This window comes from Halomonas sp. AOP22-C1-8, from assembly GCF_052378905.1.
GTDB lineage: Bacteria > Pseudomonadota > Gammaproteobacteria > Pseudomonadales > Halomonadaceae > Vreelandella > Vreelandella citrativorans.
Map to the genome: position 1 here is coordinate 55,452 of NZ_JBQSYD010000019.1, position 16,437 is coordinate 71,888.

Consider the following 16,437-nt stretch of genomic DNA (forward strand, 5'->3'; position numbering starts at 1 on the left):
ATCGACGAAAACAGCGTGTTAGTTCGCTTCCATCCAGTACTGCGTTGATGTCTCACCGCATATTGTAAAACCCAACCGCTCGTACCAGGCGATGGCCAAGCTCTTCTTTAAAACACGAAGCCGTAAAGGCACGCCCAGCTCTCTTGCCTTTTCAAGCTCCTGACGCACAACGTGCGAACCAACTCCCCTCATTGTCCAGGCCCGGCCATCATTGAAGCTACGATGGTTATTCGCCATGCTCTTCTCGCCACAACAGCGGGTAGTTAGATACAAAACCTGATGACGTTACCGTTAACTCCGTTTCAAATGCTCCGCCACTGGATGAGTAGTGAAATATTGATTCTGATAGCCATGTGTAGCGTTGAGGGAGCTTTTCTAACGTCATCTCTGGAAATGTTAACCAAGCAGCGACTGCCTGCTCGGAGTCTCCTATAGCCATATTGCATCGTCTGATAGGCAGCAAATTCGTCGCTGGTGAAAAGGCGAGATCAACGTCAATACACCCTTCAACCTGAGGTTGCTCAACCCCGTTCAACGTCCACACATTGCCAGGCTCGACCATAAGTACCACATCAATCGGCTCATCATTAATGTTACCGACCACATGCACTTCTTGCGTTTTCCAAGCCGCATCGCACACGACTCTGTAGGAGAGCAAGCACTTGTGTCCCTTGGCTACGAAGATGGAAGATCCTGTCAGCAGGTGGCCTTTTTCGCCGCTGCTCACGCTACATAACTCATGTCCTGGCAGGTCCAACCGCTGCCAGACAATCGTATCGTTGGTTGGCATCGTCATAAATTCCGAACCTTACTCCTATCAATCACCCTATGCGGCGGTATCCCTCAAGCCAGTTCAACCTTACTAAAGTTAACTTATAAATGGCCGATAACGTCTATTAATAACAACGAAGGATCGACCATGAAGATCGGATTTTCCAATTTTATGTTGATAGGTACCCGTCACGAATCGTCTTCCGCTTTGAAGGTGTCTCGGGTCGCGAGCCAAAAGAGCCCGATGGTGGCAGCACCGGATGCTGACGATGCACTGACTAAACGCCTTAAAAAGCAGAAAGAGGCGTTTGAGCAACTGGCGGCCCTGCCCAGCCCGAAAGAGTCAGCGATGCAAAATGCTTCGCAGAAAGTCGGCTTTTTAAAGCAGCGGCTGGAAACGCTTAAAGCGATGATGCGCTTTGCATCACCAGAACAGCTCAAATCCATGGCTAAAGAGCTTAAAAGCATTGCCCGCGAGCTAGGTGTGGCAGCGCGGCAATTAAATGATAGCGGCGGTGGTAGCGCTGGCCCCTCTGTCACGCCTACGGTAACGAGCGCCCAGCCAACAAGTGTCACCCCTACCGCGTCTTCTGACAGTGCTGAAAACGGCAGCGCCGATGCACAAGCTGACGCTCAAGCCGCCAACGCGACGCTCGCCAGTGCGGAGGCGGCCATGGCGAACCAAGAGGATGAGCAGAGCGAGCATGCCCAAGATGCAGCCACCACGACCAATAACGCGCCAAACGAGCCGGCCGTAATCATCACTTCGCAACCGCAGGATGATCGCTGTTCTCAAGGAATTAGTGCCAGCGAACACGCTCTACGCAGTATTTTGATCGACACAAAAAAAGAGCTTCAGGAAGCGATGAATGAGCTAAAGATTCGCCTACGTCAAGAGGATAAAGAAGCCCGCCGAGAACTAAAAAAGGCGGAAGAAGATATGAGAAAACTTGACCGGACACTGGCCCAGTCAACCTCCAATGCACTCTACTCTTCGCTAGGCCAAATGCTACCTACTACCGTGAACAGTGCCAGCGTAGTCACGGGTAGCATTAGCGTGGAAGTGTGACCATTCGCTCCATTACTCGAAATACTTCAACCTTCTATACAGCTTGGCTAGAAAGCGAGCGCCAACTATTAGGCCAATGCTGAGCACCACCGCTGCTAGCGAACCATAGGCCACTATGCCTCCCCATGCCCATTGGCCTATCGCTGTGCTTAAATGCTGAACGAAAAGATACACACCGATCAAGAAGCTGCCTGCGCGTACCAGGCCCTCCTCGGAAATCGTTAAAGCAGGCTCATCTCCAAGAAATTTATTGGCCAGCGTTACCGCAGAAAACCACAGTACGATACCCGCGATGATAGGAATAACAGCAGTGGCTGCGAGCCATGGCAGCCACTGGGCTAGCTCCGCATCGTAGCCGGGGCTAAACAGCAGCGGCGATACGCTTAGCAAAGGCGTAATGGCGAGGTAAATAGCGAGTAATCGAATCAAAAGAATGGAGAAAGGTTTCATAGGCTTACCTTACATTTAAACCTCCAGCATAAGCCAAATTTGGCCCAAAAACCTGGTACCCGATACAACATTGCCTTGGTAATTTCTTACCAAGGCAATGAAGCAGTACGGCTACACTCTGTATAACGGACGGATGTAGAACCGGTTGTTTAACGATCCCGAATGACAATCGGACCAATGGGCGCAACATTAGGCATGAACAGCATGACTTCGTTAACGTCGTGCATGGGGGCGACAAAATCGGCTTTCCAGGTGCCTACGCGTGGGTTCTTGTCTGGTTCGTAGTTAAAGCTCAGGCGCAAGCTGTCTGGCGCGACCACACCTCCATCTTCACGCAGCAGCGAGAACGACTGGTCGCCGAACTCGGCGTAGATCTTCCCGTCAATTCGATCTAGCGGGATATCGTCATAAATGATCTCACCAGAGTAACCTGGGTAGTCCGTCACGAAACGTACTTCAATATGTAAAACGCCCTCTTTGCGAACGGCTTTATAAGGCTCAGCATAGGCGTGACCACTGGCGGTGGGCGCGCGCTCAGCATTAAGTGCAAATGCTGACGTGCTGGCTAGTGTTGTCATTAACAGCAGTGAAAGCGTGTTATGAAGCTTCATATCTGACTCTTTTCGGGGTAGTGAGTGGATGGTCGTTGGCGAAGTGATATCAGTCAGTGGTTACCAACGGAACAGAGCCACCCGAAGGCGGCTCTGTTGTACTTGCTATACTTGCCTATTTATTCAGCTTCGATACCGAAAGCGTTTAGGCCCGCGCGGAATACGTCGGTGTTGTCGATCCAGTAGTGGCTGTCTTCGTCTACTTCATAGCGGGAAAGACCGTCTTCTGCCTGAGCAATGTCAAAGAAGAACTCAGCGCCCGCGCCGTGGGCATACAACGGTACCAGCTCACGCGTGTGGGTATCGGAATGCCAACGTACCAAGGGTAGCGCGCCAGCACCCTGATTAACGATCGGGCTATAGGCATTCACATCAGAGTCAGGACCTTGAAGCAAACCGTTACCGTGATCAGTCGTTACAATGATCAAGGTATCGTCCCAGGAACTGTTGTTTTCTACCCACTCAACGGCCGCTTCCACAGCTTCGTTGAAGTCGATTTGCTCTTCGATAATACGCGGCAGGTTGTTAGCGTGAGCAGCCCAATCCACAGCGCCACCCTCAACCATCAGGAAAAAGCCATTTTCGTTGCCGTTTTCACTGGCATTGAGCACGTTCAAAGCGCCGCCCGTCAGTGTGGCAAGGCTTGGTGACGTATCCAGTAGATTACCGCCGGTTACGCCGGGGCGGCTGTATTGCAGCGTCTGAATGTTCTGCACCAGGCCCAGTACTTTGTCCTTGGGAAGATCCAACTCACCAGCAGCCAGAGCTTCAAAATCGTCCTTGCTTTCGATAAAGGCGTAATCCGTTTCGCCGCCTACCAAGCGCTGGTAGGTCTCTTCGCCACCGATAAAGCGGAAATCGCTCTCACCGGGGTTATCGACATGCTCGCCGGCTGCATCGTAATAGGGGTGCCCGGTACCGATGGCGACAGTGGCAAGGCCAGAATCGACAATTTCGCGGCCAATGGCTCTATAGTCGTTGCGGCTTACGTTATGGGCCATGAAACCGGCAGGCGTCGCGTGGGAGACCTGCACCGATGAGACAACACCCAGAGCGCGGCCGCTATCAACAGTGTATTCGCCAATATGCTTAAGCGGCTCATCATCGTTGGACCAGTTGATGGCGCTGTTATAGGACTTATGGCCTGAAGCCAGCGCCGTTGCCGCTGCCGCGCTGTCGGTGTAATCAGCCCGAGCGTAGTCGTAACCGGCAAAGTAGCCCTTGTAGTTACCCAGGCTACCTTCGTAAACGGTATCTACCGCCTCGTCGTTCCAGAGCTCGGCTGGTTCAAACGTAACCGTACCGTCGTCACTCTTGGTGGGTGTGGTAGAGGTGTTTAACGGATGCGTTGCCATGAAAAGCTGTGTGTCAAACTCATCATAAACTTCATGGCCCAGCGCGCCGTGACGGAAGTAACTTGCCGCACGGAACGTCTCGATACCGGTACCGTCGGTGATCATCAAAATAACGTTCTTAGCTGTATTTTCCTGCGCTAATACCGGCGTAGCCATGACCGATGCCAGTGCCAACGTGAGTGCGTTGCGCGTAAAGTTCTTCATTTTCATCCCTAAAATAAATTTAGCTAATTTGATATCCAACAAATCGTAGCGCCTAAAAATGTCATTTTCATGACTGCTAATGAAGGTAAGTCAATTATTTCTAATAAACATGAATCGCAATCAGTAGCCGATCCGTAAAACTGTTCATTGCGGGTTTCTCCTGAGTAACGCTTGCACGCTTGGTCACAACGCATATACTGTATATATATACACAAATATAGAAAGAGGCAGGTGTATGGCGTCTCTCGGCAAATCACCAATACGGCCTCCCGTGCACAAAGGCCGCGGGGCAACCTATGACCCGCACAACCGCTTTGCCCCAACCCATAGCGTGGCAGAAGACGACGGATGGTGGCGCGAAGAGACTTCCCCCACACGGGCAACTGAAGTACGCGAAGAAACCAGTAAGAGTGCGCTTTCCTGGAACCGGTCGCCAGACTTGCCTTTTGATCGCTCATTGAACCCTTACCGAGGTTGCGAACATGGCTGTGTTTACTGCTATGCCCGCCCTTCTCATGCCTATTGGGATCTGTCCCCGGGGCTTGATTTTGAAACCAGGCTGATTGCCAAAAATGGCCTGGTGGAGCAATTAAGTGAGGAGTTTTGCAAGCCTGGATACGTCTGCCGACCAATCAATCTCTCTGGTAATACCGATTGTTACCAGCCACTAGAAGCCAAGCGCCACTTAACGCGCCAGTTGCTTGAGCTATTATTGGCTTGCCGCCATCCAGTCACTATTGTGACCAAAAGCACGTTAGTGTTACGGGATATGGATCTGCTGGCTGAGATGGCCGAACACCGCCTGGTGCGCGTATTTATTAGCCTGACCAGCCTAGACGCCAATATGAAACGCACGCTGGAACCTCGTGCGGCCTCTCCTCAAGCGCGTTTAAAAGTTATCCGTGAGCTGAATACTGCTGGCATTCCCGTCGGAACGCTTGTTTCTCCGGTCATCCCCGGATTAACGGATCATGAAATAGAGCGGATTCTTGAGGCCGCCAGCCGTGCTGGCGCACGAACGGCGTCCTGGATGCTGCTGCGCTTACCCCATGAAGTCGCTCCTCTTTTTGAAGCCTGGTTGGATGCCCATTACCCCGAGCGTGCGGCCAAGGTAATGAGCCTGATTCGCCAATGCCGGGGCGGCAAGGCCTACGACGCTCAGTTCGGTAAGCGCTTTCGCGGCGAAGGTATTTTTGCCGATATGATTGCACAACGCTTTAATCGCGCCAGCCGCCAGTGGAACTTTCAATCTCGTACCGAGCAAGGGCTGAATACCCGAGACTTTCGCCCGCCCAACGCTCAGGGCGAGCTTTTTTATTAAAGCCCATGAAAAAGGCATTTGCCTGACATACTCTCAGCTTACTGAAAGTGCCAAGCAAATGCCTAAGTGATTAATACTACTGTTTTTCGCTATTCGTCATAGCTCTGCTTAAAATCTAATGACGACCTTTCTAAACATCCTCCCATGGTTCATCAATGCAGCTTTTCTCCATCAACAGTGATGTGATGCGTACTGCGGGCTTTGGGATGAATAAAGTAGTGACCTTCGGGCGCGGTATGGGGCTTGATATGGTGTAGTTTAAGGTTTTTTGGCGCAGCGCTTTTATTATGCACTCCATAAATAATAAACGGAATCGATAGCACTACAAGGAAACAGCCGATCAGCAAACCGGTATACACTTCGTTAGACTCTTTTCCTGGCAACCCCGTGGGAGGGAAGAAGGAGACGACAAAAGCAACTAAAGAAGTAAGTAACCCCACTACTGCAACGGTAATTTTTATTTTGTTACCGCCAGGGATATTGAAGGTACGTTGATTTTCAGGCTGTTTTCGAACAAGGGTAATGTAAGCCAGGAATAGCATAAAGTAGCTGCACAGATAGATAACGACGGTTAGCGCTAGTGCAATCAGGAAGGACATATTATTTCCTCCCCCCGTATTCGTCAGAATAATCAATGCGATCGTTGTAATGATTAGCTGAGAAATAACCAACGCCACCGGCACGCCGTTCTTGTTTACTTTAGCAAAACGCGCCGGCAGGATACCCTGCTGCGCGGTTACCAACATGCCGCGTGATGGTCCAACAATCCATGCGGCTATTTCAGCCAGCACGCCCAGCAATAGCAGCGCAGCAATAATCCGAATAGCCCATTCAAAATGGCTGCCAAAGTGGTTAATCAACACACTGAACGTTTGCATCACGCCCGCAGATAAGTTGATTTGCTCGTGAGGAATAACAGATGCAATCGTCAACCCACCGAGAGAACTTAAGAGAATGGCAGAAACCATAAGAAATAACATGGCGAGAGGATAGTCACGACCAGGGTTTTTCATCTCATTGACATGAGTCGCCGACGCTTCAACCCCCATATAACTCAGTATAAAAGCGACAAACACTACCAAGGTACTCATACTACCAAAGGTGGGGAAAAACGTCTGTGCACTCATTTCAATAGCGACCGGCGCACCTGAGCGAAGATACAAAACTGCAAGCCCAATTAAGATAAAAGCGGGCAGTAGAATACCTGCAAAAAAGCCTAGCTTTGCAATCCGCGCCGTATTCTTGGTACCGCCAAACTGAGTTAACGCTAATCCCCACAATATAATCAACGCCGCAATCGTTTTGACTATCGGGTCGCTATTCAGTGCAGGCCAATTAAGAATATAAGAGAGTGCGCCTAGCACGAAGTAAAGCATAGGAATAAAGCCGACAGCAATTTGCAAATAGCCAAAGGAGATTGCCGCAAATCCCCATCGTTCACCTAGCGTTTTGGATACCCATGTAAAAACCCCACCCTCTTCCCAGCCTTTAACCGTCGCCATTTCTGCCGCGCAAAGCCCTACCGGAATAAACCACAGAACCCCACCAAGAATAAGAAAGAAGACCAACGAGAAACCCGATGTTGCAAAGGTAGGATATTCATATACCGCCATTACCATTGAAGCCGTTATCGCGAAGAAACCCAATAACGAAAGCTGCTTTGGCGCGGCTATCGATTGTGTATTATCCATATTTATTCCCCGAAGAAACGAATTATTAATCCGTCATTCTTTTATTCGCTAATTAGAGCGGCGATGTCTAGCCGCCCTAACAACCAAAGAGTCTCAAATCAGGAATGATTAAAGCCGCTGGCTTCATCTTCTGATAGTGGATTAACCACGGGATGATCTTCAAAATGCTGAAGTGCTCGCTTCATATCTTCAATTAACAAGCAGCCTAGATCGTAGCTCACCCCATGACGAACAAGGATACGCTGGATAACCAAGTCTTCACGGTGAGCTGGCATAGAATAAGCAGGGACTTGCCAGCCGCGCGAGCGTAATTTGTCGGCCAGGTCATAGAGCGTATAACCGCCAATATTTGCTCCCTCTTTCAGCTTCCATGCCAACGCAGGAATACCTTCATTGCTGTTCCCATCAAAGAGGATTTCGAAGGGGCCTAGTTTACTAATCTCATCTGCAATATGCTGCGCGGTAGCGTAACAGGCATTATGGATTTTGGCGTAACCTTCACGGCCAAGTCGCAGGAAGTTGTAGTACTGCGCAATGATTTGCCCGCCGGGGCGCGAAAAATTGAGCGCGAATGTCGGCATATCACCGCCGAGATAGTTAACGTTAAAAATGAGCTCTTCGGGCAAGTCTATTGCTTCACGCCAGACCACCCAGCCAGCTCCCAAAGGTGCAAGCCCAAATTTGTGGCCAGACGTGTTAATGGACTTTACTCTCGGGAGTTGGAAGTCCCACACTAGATCTGGCGCGCAGAACGGAGCCAAGAAGCCCCCACTGGCACCGTCAACGTGCATAGGAATATCCAGGCCGGTTTCTTGTTGCAATTGATCCAGCGCTTCGCTGACAGCTTTTACTGGCTCGTATTGGCAAGTAAAGGTAACGCCCAGCGTTGGTATGACGCCAATCGTATTTTCATCAACGCGTTTGATAACTTCCTCTGGGCTCATAATCAAGCGATCGCCTTCCAGCGGAATTTCACGCAGTTCAACATCAAAATAACGGGCAAATTTGTGCCAGCAAATTTGTACTGGCCCACAAATCATATTTGGTTTATCAGTGGGCAACCCTTCTGCCGCACGTTTTTTCCGCCATTGCCACTTAAGCGCTAGCCCGCCAAGCATTGCGGCTTCTGAAGAGCCAATCGTCGAGCATCCCATGGTTGTTTCTGGCGAGGGTGAGTTCCAGAGATCTGCTAACATCCTAACACAGCGTGCTTCGATCTCCGCAGTTTGTGGATATTCATCTTTATCGATCATGTTTTTATCGATTGAAAGATCCATCAAATTACGAATTTCATCATCAACCCACGTTTGGCAAAATGTTGCCAGGTTCTGGCGGGAATTTCCATCAAGCATTAATTCGTCACGAATGGCGCTAAATACATTGTGAGGATTCCGTTCCTCATCGGGAAACCCGGATTTCGGCAACGATGTCGCCAAGTCAATTGATGCATATACATCGTCATTATCATTACGTGCATTTAACCCTTTGACATCCATCGTACTACCCCCAGTTTTTTATATGGATCACGTTTACTGCTCAAAGATCAGCTAAAACCACCCTACCAAACCATCAACATTTACTATACCTACATAGATGGTGCTTTTAGTCTATGACAAAATCTTAAAAATGAAAAATCGTAAGTATGATTTAAAAAATTATTTCGCCAGCAAACGTCTATCCATCTGAAAATGCTAAAAATATTACCAACCAAGGCGTGACATCTCTTTCTCATAGCACCCAACGGGTAGAAAAGTGGTTTAATAACGAGTATAAGAAAATATACCAACTCATCAATAGATTAAAAACCTTGACGCTACAAACATCCAAACAATGGCTCCCATATTAATCTACACAACGGTATAGGATTATCTTCAAGGCCATAGCACGATATGACCACTCAATAAAAACAACTTAAGCCACTGTTTTACAATAAGGCATCATGAGTGAAAAAGGTATTTTATCCAGCCATCATTTAATGAATACTGGGCAACTCGACCAAGAATTAGAAAGATAAATATTCAACAAGCAACCATTTGTGCTGACGAATAAACAACAGTGCTATAATGGAATAAGTCAAGACATGAACATACAGTATGGCATGACCTAACAGGTCCCATAAAAAGGCATTTTCCTGACATACTCTCAGCTTACTGAAAGTGTCAAACAAATACCTAAAGGAGTAGCCTTGTTGCTTTCGCTATTCGTAACGCTTATTTAGGCCGGTGGCGTAGCTCATTAAGCACTAACGTAAAGAAACTACGAATTTCGTTCATTTTGGGTCGTGCTTCTTTAATCAGCGTATCGAAAGGTTCTAGTTCGCGCTCTTGCGCTTCTCTTTGTGCAATTTCTTCTCTTATTTCTTCAATGAGCTCGGAAGAGTCATCCAGCATGGCCTTGAGTTCAGCGGTCGATGTTGACACTAGCTCGTGTTGATGGGTCATGGGTGTTTCCTCAAAACAGCGTGGTGAGCGCAATCAGGATAGCTGGCACGGCAATAAATACGCCTAATACCCAAGCAGCGGCGAGTGCTTTTCTTTCTGAGGCGGCACGGCCTAGCCACTCGGCACCTTTAACAGGCAGTGGTCTTAAAAACGGTAGGCCAAAAATCACCACGACGGCAAATAAATTAAAGAAGAGGTGAACCAGTGCGATTTCCAGCGCCAGTATGGCAGTTGCCCCAGTGATTGCGGTGGCCGCAAGTAGCGCGGTAAACGTCGTGCCAATATTGGTGCCCAATGTAAAAGGGTAAATCTGCCGTAAAGAGAATGCGCCTGACCCAGCTAACGGCACCATTAAGCTTGTGGTGGTAGAGGAAGACTGGACTAAAAACGTCACCACAGCACCAGAAGCAATACCGGCGACGGGGCCACGTCCAATGGCGTTATGCATAATGTTTTTTGCCTGCCCTACCATCAATACTCTCAGCAGTGCGCCGATATAACGAATCGCTAAAAAAATCACGGCAATACCAAAAATAATCATGGCAACGCCACCGGCAATCGTGGGCAGGTTCATGGCGACACTTTCAACCGAAGAGGTAATCGGCTTTGTTGCCATCCCGACAATATTAATACTGCCCATGGAAAGGTCAGCATCACCGTAAAACAGAAACGCCGTAGCGTTCGACAGCTTTTCAAGCGGATGAAAAATAAGCTCAATGGGCAGAAAAATCGCCACGGCCAGCAAGTTAAAAAAGTCATGCACCGTTGCGGCAGAGAACGCCCGCCTAAACTCGGCTTTATCACGTACGTGGCCAAGGCTTACCAATGTATTGGTGACAGTAGTACCAATATTGGCCCCCATGATCATGGGTACCGCCATAGCGACAGGCAGGCCGCCCGCCACAAACGCCACGATAACGGAAGTAACGGTTGAAGATGACTGTATCAGGGCCGTCGCGACAATCCCAATCATCAAACCAACAAAGGGGTTGGTGGCAAATTCAAACAACTGAGCGGCATGGCCGCCCGCGGCAATCTTAAAGCCATTACCTATGATGGATACGGCACAGATTAGGAAATACACCAGCAATGCAAGCGTGAGCCACTGCCTTAGCGTGCCCTTGCGCCGGACTTTTATTCTGCGACCCTGGCTTGGTAAGACCTCTTGCACAGCACTATTGATATTTTCGGCCATTGCCACATCCTCTTGGAAGGAAGAACGCACGTATAACCCACCCACTCCTGCAAAGAGTGGCGTCTATAAGTGACATAGGCGTGACAACGGCGTGGCACTATCGTGTTAGAGCGAACGGTATTGGATCGAAGAGAGGTTGTTCACAATGGGCAACATCAAGCGAATGCTGCTACTTCCTGGAAGCGGCATCCCATGTAAGTTACCCACGCTTGAACAATCGAAAGTGCTTTTTACCTTTTTGTACGATCCAGTATTGGTCAAAAAGCGCGAATGCTTGACTTAGCTGCCCTTGCTCGGCGCGCTCGCCATTGATACGTACAGCGTTCTGGTCAATCAATTCACGGGCCTGCCGCCTGGATGAGGCGAGTTCGCTTGCCACCATAGCTTCTTCCAGCGTCTGTCCAAACGCTACGTCTTGGCAGCGTAGCCCATCAAGTTCAAGTTGCTGTAGCTCACTACATGAGAGCGCAGCTACTTCACCACTGAACAGCGCCTGGGAAATACGCTGAGCAGCAGCCAGCCCCTCCTCGCCATGCACAAAGCGGGTAATGGTTTCAGCAAGTACACGCTGCGCTTGGGGCTTGCCAGCGGCCTGCTTGTCTTCTGCTTCGATTGCGTCGATGTGATCGCAATCCATGAACGTGTAATAGCGTAAAAAACGGTAAACGTCAGCATCATCCGTATTCAACCAGAACTGGTAAAACTGGTAAGGCGAGGTCTGTTCCGGGTCGAGCCATACCGTGCCGCTTTCCGTTTTACCGAATTTGGTACCGTCGGATTTGGTGATCAACGGCAGCGTCATACCGAACACCTGCTCGCCGTTCAGGCGGCGTGTGAGGTCGATACCACTGACGATATTGCCCCACTGGTCGTTGCCACCCACTTGTAACCGGCAGCCCAACGTCTTGTTGAGGTGGGCAAAGTCATAGGATTGCAGCAGCGCATAGCTGAATTCAGTAAACGACATGCCCTGGTCAGGCCGTTCAAGACGCTGACGAACGGATTCACGGTTAATCATCGCATTCATCGAGAAGTGTTTGCCCACATCGCGAAAGAAGTCGATCACGCTAATCTGGCCAATCCACTCTGCATTATTAACCGCTTTCAGGGGCGCTTCGAGGTGCGGGGCCATCAACCAATAAATCTGTTCGCTTAAGGCGTTAACCCAACCCTCAACCGTTTCGGGAGAGTTAAGCGAACGCTCCGCCGCCTTGAAGCTGGGATCACCAATCAAGCCGGTGGCCCCCCCGACCAACGCCACACCTTGGTGGCCGGCATCCTGAAAGCGTTTGAGCATCAATAAGGGCACCAAGTGCCCGATATGCAGGCTGCCCGCCGTGGGGTCAAAACCGCAGTAAACGGTCTGCGGTGATTCGAGCAGAGCCTGAAGCTCATCCAGGTGAGTTGTCTGCGCAATCAAACCACGCCGTTCAAGGTCGTGAAGCAATGCCTGTACAGTCATCATGCTCGCCTTTTTAGCCATTAGAGAAGATGGTCATAGGCTAAAAGTTGGCGGCGCAATCCGCGATATCCCTAAAGGGATAGAAATCAGGATTGGGTGACGGGCGGTGCGGTAATGGCATGATTGATAAACAGGCCAAAGATCTCGCTTAACGACGCCACACCCAGCTGGGCGTAAATACGTTTGCGGTGATTCTTGACCGTACCTTGGGTGATCTGCAGGCGCTCGGCAATCTCTTCGGAATCCAGGCCCTGCACCATCAAGGCAGCCACCTGCTGTTCACGGTGGGTTAAATGCGCCTGCCCAAAGCTGCCAATGGCCTGGTGAATGTGCTGGCTAATCGGCTGATCGGGCTGCAAAGGCTCAGAAAGATACAGCGGATTATTGCCCCACTGTTTGCGGCACAGCGCGGCCAGCAGCTCAATATACAGCTCAAGGTAGTGGGCATCGGAGGAAGAAAACCCGCCACTCTCCGCCAACAATCCCAAGTAGATAACTATCCAGCGGGCATCATCCAGACGAATGGCGAGACAAAGTTCATCCTGCCAGCCGGTTCGCTGATAGAAGTTGCTGGCATACTCGTTATACCCGGCAGGCGGTACCACATCGGCCATACACAGCACACCTTGGCGCGGTGCCTGGTCGAGCGCTACCAGAAAAGGGTCCTGCTGGTAATCCTGTAGCAAGTAACGCTGAAAAAGCAGCTCACGGCGCTCGGGAATGGAATCGAACAGGTAGATAGGGTGTTTGTCAGGCCGGTACCCAATGATCACCGCACAGTCAAAGTGGATAATGGTTTTGAGAAGCGCCGTCAGCTGTGAGGTGAAGCTCACCGTGTGCAGCGCATCAATCGTCTGCGTTAACGCATGCGACATGGCGTCTTTAAAGAGAGTAGGCATACGTATTAAACGGTGGCTGTGGCAGAGGACGTTCAGTATGCTTTAGTCCGCGCTCATTTATAAGACATTCACACGGTAGATTTTATGACCGACTCTCTCAGCAAGACAAAATCCAGCTTTTATCGACGTCTTTATGTGGCTTACCTGATCGACCAGGGCGTCGCTAGCGTACCTGCGCTCGTAAGCGCCTGCGGCATGCCGCGTCGTACGGCTCAGGATACGATTGCGTCACTTGCCGAACTGGACATTGAATGCCAGTTTCAACCAACCCAAGGCGAGCGCCATAACAGTGGTGAATACCGAATTATCAGTTGGGGGCCAATTGACCCTTCCTGGGTCAAAAATCAGGCAAAACGGCTGGCCGAGGCACTGGATTATCCTGCGTTCACATTTTGATTGCCTGCTGGTTCAGATGCTCAATCGCGCCAGGCAAGCCGAGCAGCATTTAGCGTAACGCTTAATGAACTGGCGACCATGGCCAGTACCGCCACCAGCGGGGGGATGGCCATCACGATCACCAAGCCCAGTGCTAGCGTGTTATAGACGGCCGACAGGGTTAAATTCTGCAACATGACACGCCGAGTTGCCTGAGCAGTGGCAAGCCCCTCAACCAGGCTAGCAACACCCGGTTTCAGTAAATGCGCAGCTGCACCTTCACGGGCGGCATCACTGGCGTTGAAAGGGGCTGCCCCAATATCGGCAGCCGCCAGGCTTAAGGTGTCATTAACCCCATCGCCCACAAACAGCGTAGGCCCTGGCAGCCCCTGAACCAAGCGGGCTTTCGCCTCCGGCGAACGCTCTGCAAAACATGCATTCGGCGCCAGCCCAAGGCGCTCAGCCACCGCCTCAACGGCGCCAGGCCTATCTCCACTCAGCATGACCACCCAGTAATCGGCTTGCAGTGATTGAATACTCAGCGCGGCATCCTCATACGGCGTATCTTCAAGATAGAAGCTGCCTAGCCAGCCCAAGGCGTCCGCAAGTACCACTTCAGAGGCGGCAAGTGAGGTATCCGTTTCATGTTCAGGTAGCTCAATACCCTGGCTATTTAAAAAGCGCTGGCTGCCGAGCCAAATATCGCCATGTTCTGGCAAGTGAAGGTGCACCCCTTGCCCAGGCACCTCTTCTATCACCTGGGATTGCCGAGGTACGTATGTCGGGTCAGAACCCGCCCAACGCGTGAGCGCTTGGGCCAAGGGATGCTGGCTGTTGGCTGACACTTGATACAACGTGGCTTTAACCGCTGGCTCGGTCGCCCCTTCACGGCTTGCCCAATGCACTAGCACCGGTTCGCCCTTCGTTAACGTGCCGGTTTTATCCAGCGCAATGGTTTTTACTCTCGCCAGCGTTTCAAGCGCTGCCGGGTCGCGCAAGGCGATCCCCTGGTTTAACAGTCGGCCGCTCCCCGCCAGGCTTGCCAATGGCACGGCCAAACCTACGGCACAGGGACATGCAACGACCAGAACTGAAAGCGCTCGAACGGCGGCATCTTCAAGGCCAAGCCCCAATAATAGCCCCACCGGCAGAGTAGCTAACCCCAGTATCAACGCCACGGGGCTTAACCAGGCAGCAAAGCGGTCGGCGAGTTTTTGCAGTTCGCCCTTTTGCGTCTGGTAATGGCGCATTTGGTCGCGAAGACGATCCAGACGCCGCTCGCCCAAAGCATGGGTGACCGTCATACTGACATCAGCGCTGCCTAGTAACCGACAGCCGGCATAAACCGGCTCGCCTTTAGGAAAGTGACGAGGCGTACTCTCCCCTGTCAGCGATGCGGTATCCACCCACGCGGCTTCTTCCAAAATGCCGTCCAACGCAATAAGCTCACCTGGCGTTAGCATTACGCTGGCACTCGGCTGAACCTCCGCCAAGGGTTTCACCTGCCACTTGGCGCCCTCCCACACCAGCGCCTCATCATTTGGTTGGGGCAAGACATCAAGGGCTTTTAACCCGCGATGACGGCACAGCGTTTCCACTAGCCGCCCGCCCAGCAAAAGCACAATGAGCATGACGGCCGTATCAAAATACACCTCGGCAGAGCCGCGCCACAAAAGCCCGAATGACACCATGACCGCAGACCAAACGCCGAGAGTAACCAGCACGTCCATGCCCGGACGTTTGGCACGCAGCGTGCGCAGGCCCGCCCGATAAAACGGCCACCCGGCAAAGGTCACAACGGGGATAGAAAACGCCCCCGACACCCAAGCGACGACCCACTCAACCGTTGAGTTGGGCAACGCTCCTGCGTAAATCAACAGGGATGCCAGCATGGTCCACATGCCAAACACGGCCCCTACCAGCAGGCGTAAACTCAAATAGCGGCTTTCCTGCTCAAGGCGCGCATGCGCGTCCGCACTGGGTTCCAGCTCGGTTAATCGATAGCCTAGGCGTTTTACTTTAGGGGCCAACGTGTCGAGCGAGATAGCCTCAGCGGCGCCTTTTACCCATAGCGTGGCGGTTGGGTAGTGAACGCTGATGCTCTCAATCCCCTTTCGGTGGCGAAGCACGCCCTCCACGGCGAGCGCACAACTGGTGCACCACATGCCGTTTAGCGTGTACAGCGCTTCTTTGGCGCTTGGCTCCCCCTGCGCCTGCATCGGTGGCTCTTTACCGCTTACAGACAAGGCGGTAAGCCAACCATCGGCCCGGCGACAAACACCACGCCCAAGGCAGAAAACACGTATAGCCATGCGGACACAAAGGCATTAAAGTGCTGCCGCCCTTTATGCTGTTTAGCTTCCTGAAAACACCCCCAGGCAAGCCCGGCCAATAGCACGGCGGTTACCAGGCTCAGCAACAACAGAGTGATATTGATATGGTTAAATGCACCCTGGTCAGGCTCAGGCGGCACCACAGCGCAGGCAACCGATAGCCCGCCGTAAATGGCGACAAACCAGATGCTCCAAAGCGTCAACCCACCTACAAAATGGCCCGGATGAGTAAGATTTAATCGCTGCACGATTGCTTTCAT

Annotated in this window: 16 protein-coding genes; 3 read left to right on the plus strand and 13 right to left on the minus strand. The window is 51.3% G+C overall.

Annotated features, from left to right (window positions below; genetic code table 11):
- Nucleotides 1–18: 18 nt before the first annotated feature.
- Nucleotides 19–237 carry a GNAT family N-acetyltransferase gene (locus tag ACT3TY_RS11565; protein ID WP_172118293.1) on the minus strand — a complete coding sequence of 73 codons (219 nt, stop codon included), beginning with the start codon at nt 235–237 and terminating at the stop codon, nt 19–21.
- Nucleotides 227–796 (minus strand): putative glycolipid-binding domain-containing protein, encoded by a 570-nt coding sequence (locus ACT3TY_RS11570; RefSeq protein WP_444628328.1) that lies wholly within the window; start codon nt 794–796, stop codon nt 227–229. The genes ACT3TY_RS11565 and ACT3TY_RS11570 overlap by 11 nt, the downstream gene beginning before the upstream one ends.
- Before the next feature lie 123 nt (nt 797–919).
- On the opposite strand from ACT3TY_RS11570, the gene ACT3TY_RS11575 reads away from it, so the two are divergent.
- Nucleotides 920–1,840 (plus strand): hypothetical protein, encoded by a 921-nt coding sequence (locus ACT3TY_RS11575; protein WP_444628329.1) that lies wholly within the window; start codon nt 920–922, stop codon nt 1,838–1,840.
- Nucleotides 1,841–1,852: 12 nt separating this feature from the next.
- On the opposite strand, the gene ACT3TY_RS11580 is transcribed toward ACT3TY_RS11575, so the two are convergent.
- From ACT3TY_RS11580 to ACT3TY_RS11590, 3 genes are all read right to left on the minus strand, one after another.
- On the minus strand, nt 1,853–2,290 hold the full coding sequence (locus ACT3TY_RS11580; protein WP_444628330.1) for a hypothetical protein: 438 nt from the start codon (nt 2,288–2,290) through the stop codon (nt 1,853–1,855).
- A 149-nt stretch (nt 2,291–2,439) separates the two neighbouring features.
- On the minus strand, nt 2,440–2,901 hold the full coding sequence (locus ACT3TY_RS11585) for a hypothetical protein (RefSeq protein WP_193055107.1): 462 nt from the start codon (nt 2,899–2,901) through the stop codon (nt 2,440–2,442).
- Nucleotides 2,902–3,020: 119 nt separating this feature from the next.
- The gene (locus tag ACT3TY_RS11590) at nt 3,021–4,460 is read right to left on the minus strand and encodes an alkaline phosphatase (protein ID WP_193055108.1); all 1,440 of its coding nucleotides are present in this window, start codon (nt 4,458–4,460) and stop codon (nt 3,021–3,023) included.
- A 235-nt stretch (nt 4,461–4,695) separates the two neighbouring features.
- Here ACT3TY_RS11590 and ACT3TY_RS11595 point away from each other — a divergent pair, with 235 nt between their 5' ends.
- Nucleotides 4,696–5,781 carry a PA0069 family radical SAM protein gene (locus ACT3TY_RS11595; protein ID WP_441679236.1) on the plus strand — a complete coding sequence of 362 codons (1,086 nt, stop codon included), beginning with the start codon at nt 4,696–4,698 and terminating at the stop codon, nt 5,779–5,781.
- 152 nt (nt 5,782–5,933) lie between these two features.
- Here ACT3TY_RS11595 and gadC read toward each other — a convergent pair whose 3' ends face one another.
- The 6 genes from gadC to ACT3TY_RS11625 form a co-directional block, all read right to left on the minus strand.
- Nucleotides 5,934–7,472 (minus strand): glutamate:gamma-aminobutyrate antiporter, encoded by a 1,539-nt coding sequence (gadC, locus tag ACT3TY_RS11600; RefSeq protein WP_441679235.1) that lies wholly within the window; start codon nt 7,470–7,472, stop codon nt 5,934–5,936.
- A 98-nt stretch (nt 7,473–7,570) separates the two neighbouring features.
- On the minus strand, nt 7,571–8,968 hold the full coding sequence (locus ACT3TY_RS11605) for a glutamate decarboxylase (protein WP_441679234.1): 1,398 nt from the start codon (nt 8,966–8,968) through the stop codon (nt 7,571–7,573).
- Nucleotides 8,969–9,682: 714 nt separating this feature from the next.
- Nucleotides 9,683–9,913, minus strand: a complete 231-nt coding sequence (locus ACT3TY_RS11610; RefSeq protein ID WP_193055111.1) for a hypothetical protein — start codon at nt 9,911–9,913, stop codon at nt 9,683–9,685.
- A gap of 10 nt (nt 9,914–9,923) precedes the next feature.
- On the minus strand, nt 9,924–11,108 hold the full coding sequence (locus tag ACT3TY_RS11615; protein WP_226912137.1) for a Na/Pi symporter: 1,185 nt from the start codon (nt 11,106–11,108) through the stop codon (nt 9,924–9,926).
- Nucleotides 11,109–11,307: 199 nt separating this feature from the next.
- Nucleotides 11,308–12,570: a tyrosine--tRNA ligase gene (tyrS, locus tag ACT3TY_RS11620; RefSeq protein WP_444628343.1), complete on the minus strand. Its 1,263-nt coding sequence runs from the start codon at nt 12,568–12,570 to the stop codon at nt 11,308–11,310.
- A gap of 86 nt (nt 12,571–12,656) precedes the next feature.
- Nucleotides 12,657–13,469 carry a helix-turn-helix domain-containing protein gene (locus tag ACT3TY_RS11625; RefSeq protein ID WP_444628332.1) on the minus strand — a complete coding sequence of 271 codons (813 nt, stop codon included), beginning with the start codon at nt 13,467–13,469 and terminating at the stop codon, nt 12,657–12,659.
- A gap of 84 nt (nt 13,470–13,553) precedes the next feature.
- On the opposite strand from ACT3TY_RS11625, the gene ACT3TY_RS11630 reads away from it, so the two are divergent.
- Nucleotides 13,554–13,865 (plus strand): winged helix-turn-helix domain-containing protein, encoded by a 312-nt coding sequence (locus ACT3TY_RS11630; protein WP_444622736.1) that lies wholly within the window; start codon nt 13,554–13,556, stop codon nt 13,863–13,865.
- A gap of 20 nt (nt 13,866–13,885) precedes the next feature.
- Here ACT3TY_RS11630 and ACT3TY_RS11635 read toward each other — a convergent pair whose 3' ends face one another.
- Together ACT3TY_RS11635 and ACT3TY_RS11640 are read right to left on the minus strand one after the other, a co-directional pair.
- A complete protein-coding gene (locus tag ACT3TY_RS11635; protein WP_444628334.1) occupies nt 13,886–16,063 on the minus strand; it encodes a heavy metal translocating P-type ATPase in 2,178 nt (725 codons plus the stop codon).
- Nucleotides 16,064–16,080: 17 nt separating this feature from the next.
- Nucleotides 16,081–16,437 (minus strand): hypothetical protein, encoded by a 357-nt coding sequence (locus ACT3TY_RS11640; RefSeq protein ID WP_087111579.1) that lies wholly within the window; start codon nt 16,435–16,437, stop codon nt 16,081–16,083.

Coding starts and splice junctions, on each gene's coding strand:
- ACT3TY_RS11565 (WP_172118293.1), bottom strand. CDS start 237: ATGGCGAATAACCATCGTAGCTTCAATGATGGCCGGGCCTGGACAATG.
- ACT3TY_RS11615 (WP_226912137.1), bottom strand. CDS start 11,108: ATGGCCGAAAATATCAATAGTGCTGTGCAAGAGGTCTTACCAAGCCAG.
- ACT3TY_RS11595 (WP_441679236.1), top strand. CDS start 4,696: ATGGCGTCTCTCGGCAAATCACCAATACGGCCTCCCGTGCACAAAGGC.
- ACT3TY_RS11610 (WP_193055111.1), bottom strand. CDS start 9,913: ATGACCCATCAACACGAGCTAGTGTCAACATCGACCGCTGAACTCAAG.
- tyrS (WP_444628343.1), bottom strand. CDS start 12,570: ATGACTGTACAGGCATTGCTTCACGACCTTGAACGGCGTGGTTTGATT.
- gadC (WP_441679235.1), bottom strand. CDS start 7,472: ATGGATAATACACAATCGATAGCCGCGCCAAAGCAGCTTTCGTTATTG.
- ACT3TY_RS11605 (WP_441679234.1), bottom strand. CDS start 8,968: ATGGATGTCAAAGGGTTAAATGCACGTAATGATAATGACGATGTATAT.
- ACT3TY_RS11590 (WP_193055108.1), bottom strand. CDS start 4,460: ATGAAGAACTTTACGCGCAACGCACTCACGTTGGCACTGGCATCGGTC.
- ACT3TY_RS11640 (WP_087111579.1), bottom strand. CDS start 16,437: ATGAAAGCAATCGTGCAGCGATTAAATCTTACTCATCCGGGCCATTTT.
- ACT3TY_RS11635 (WP_444628334.1), bottom strand. CDS start 16,063: ATGCAGGCGCAGGGGGAGCCAAGCGCCAAAGAAGCGCTGTACACGCTA.
- ACT3TY_RS11580 (WP_444628330.1), bottom strand. CDS start 2,290: ATGAAACCTTTCTCCATTCTTTTGATTCGATTACTCGCTATTTACCTC.
- ACT3TY_RS11625 (WP_444628332.1), bottom strand. CDS start 13,469: ATGCCTACTCTCTTTAAAGACGCCATGTCGCATGCGTTAACGCAGACG.
- ACT3TY_RS11585 (WP_193055107.1), bottom strand. CDS start 2,901: ATGAAGCTTCATAACACGCTTTCACTGCTGTTAATGACAACACTAGCC.
- ACT3TY_RS11630 (WP_444622736.1), top strand. CDS start 13,554: ATGACCGACTCTCTCAGCAAGACAAAATCCAGCTTTTATCGACGTCTT.
- ACT3TY_RS11570 (WP_444628328.1), bottom strand. CDS start 796: ATGACGATGCCAACCAACGATACGATTGTCTGGCAGCGGTTGGACCTG.
- ACT3TY_RS11575 (WP_444628329.1), top strand. CDS start 920: ATGAAGATCGGATTTTCCAATTTTATGTTGATAGGTACCCGTCACGAA.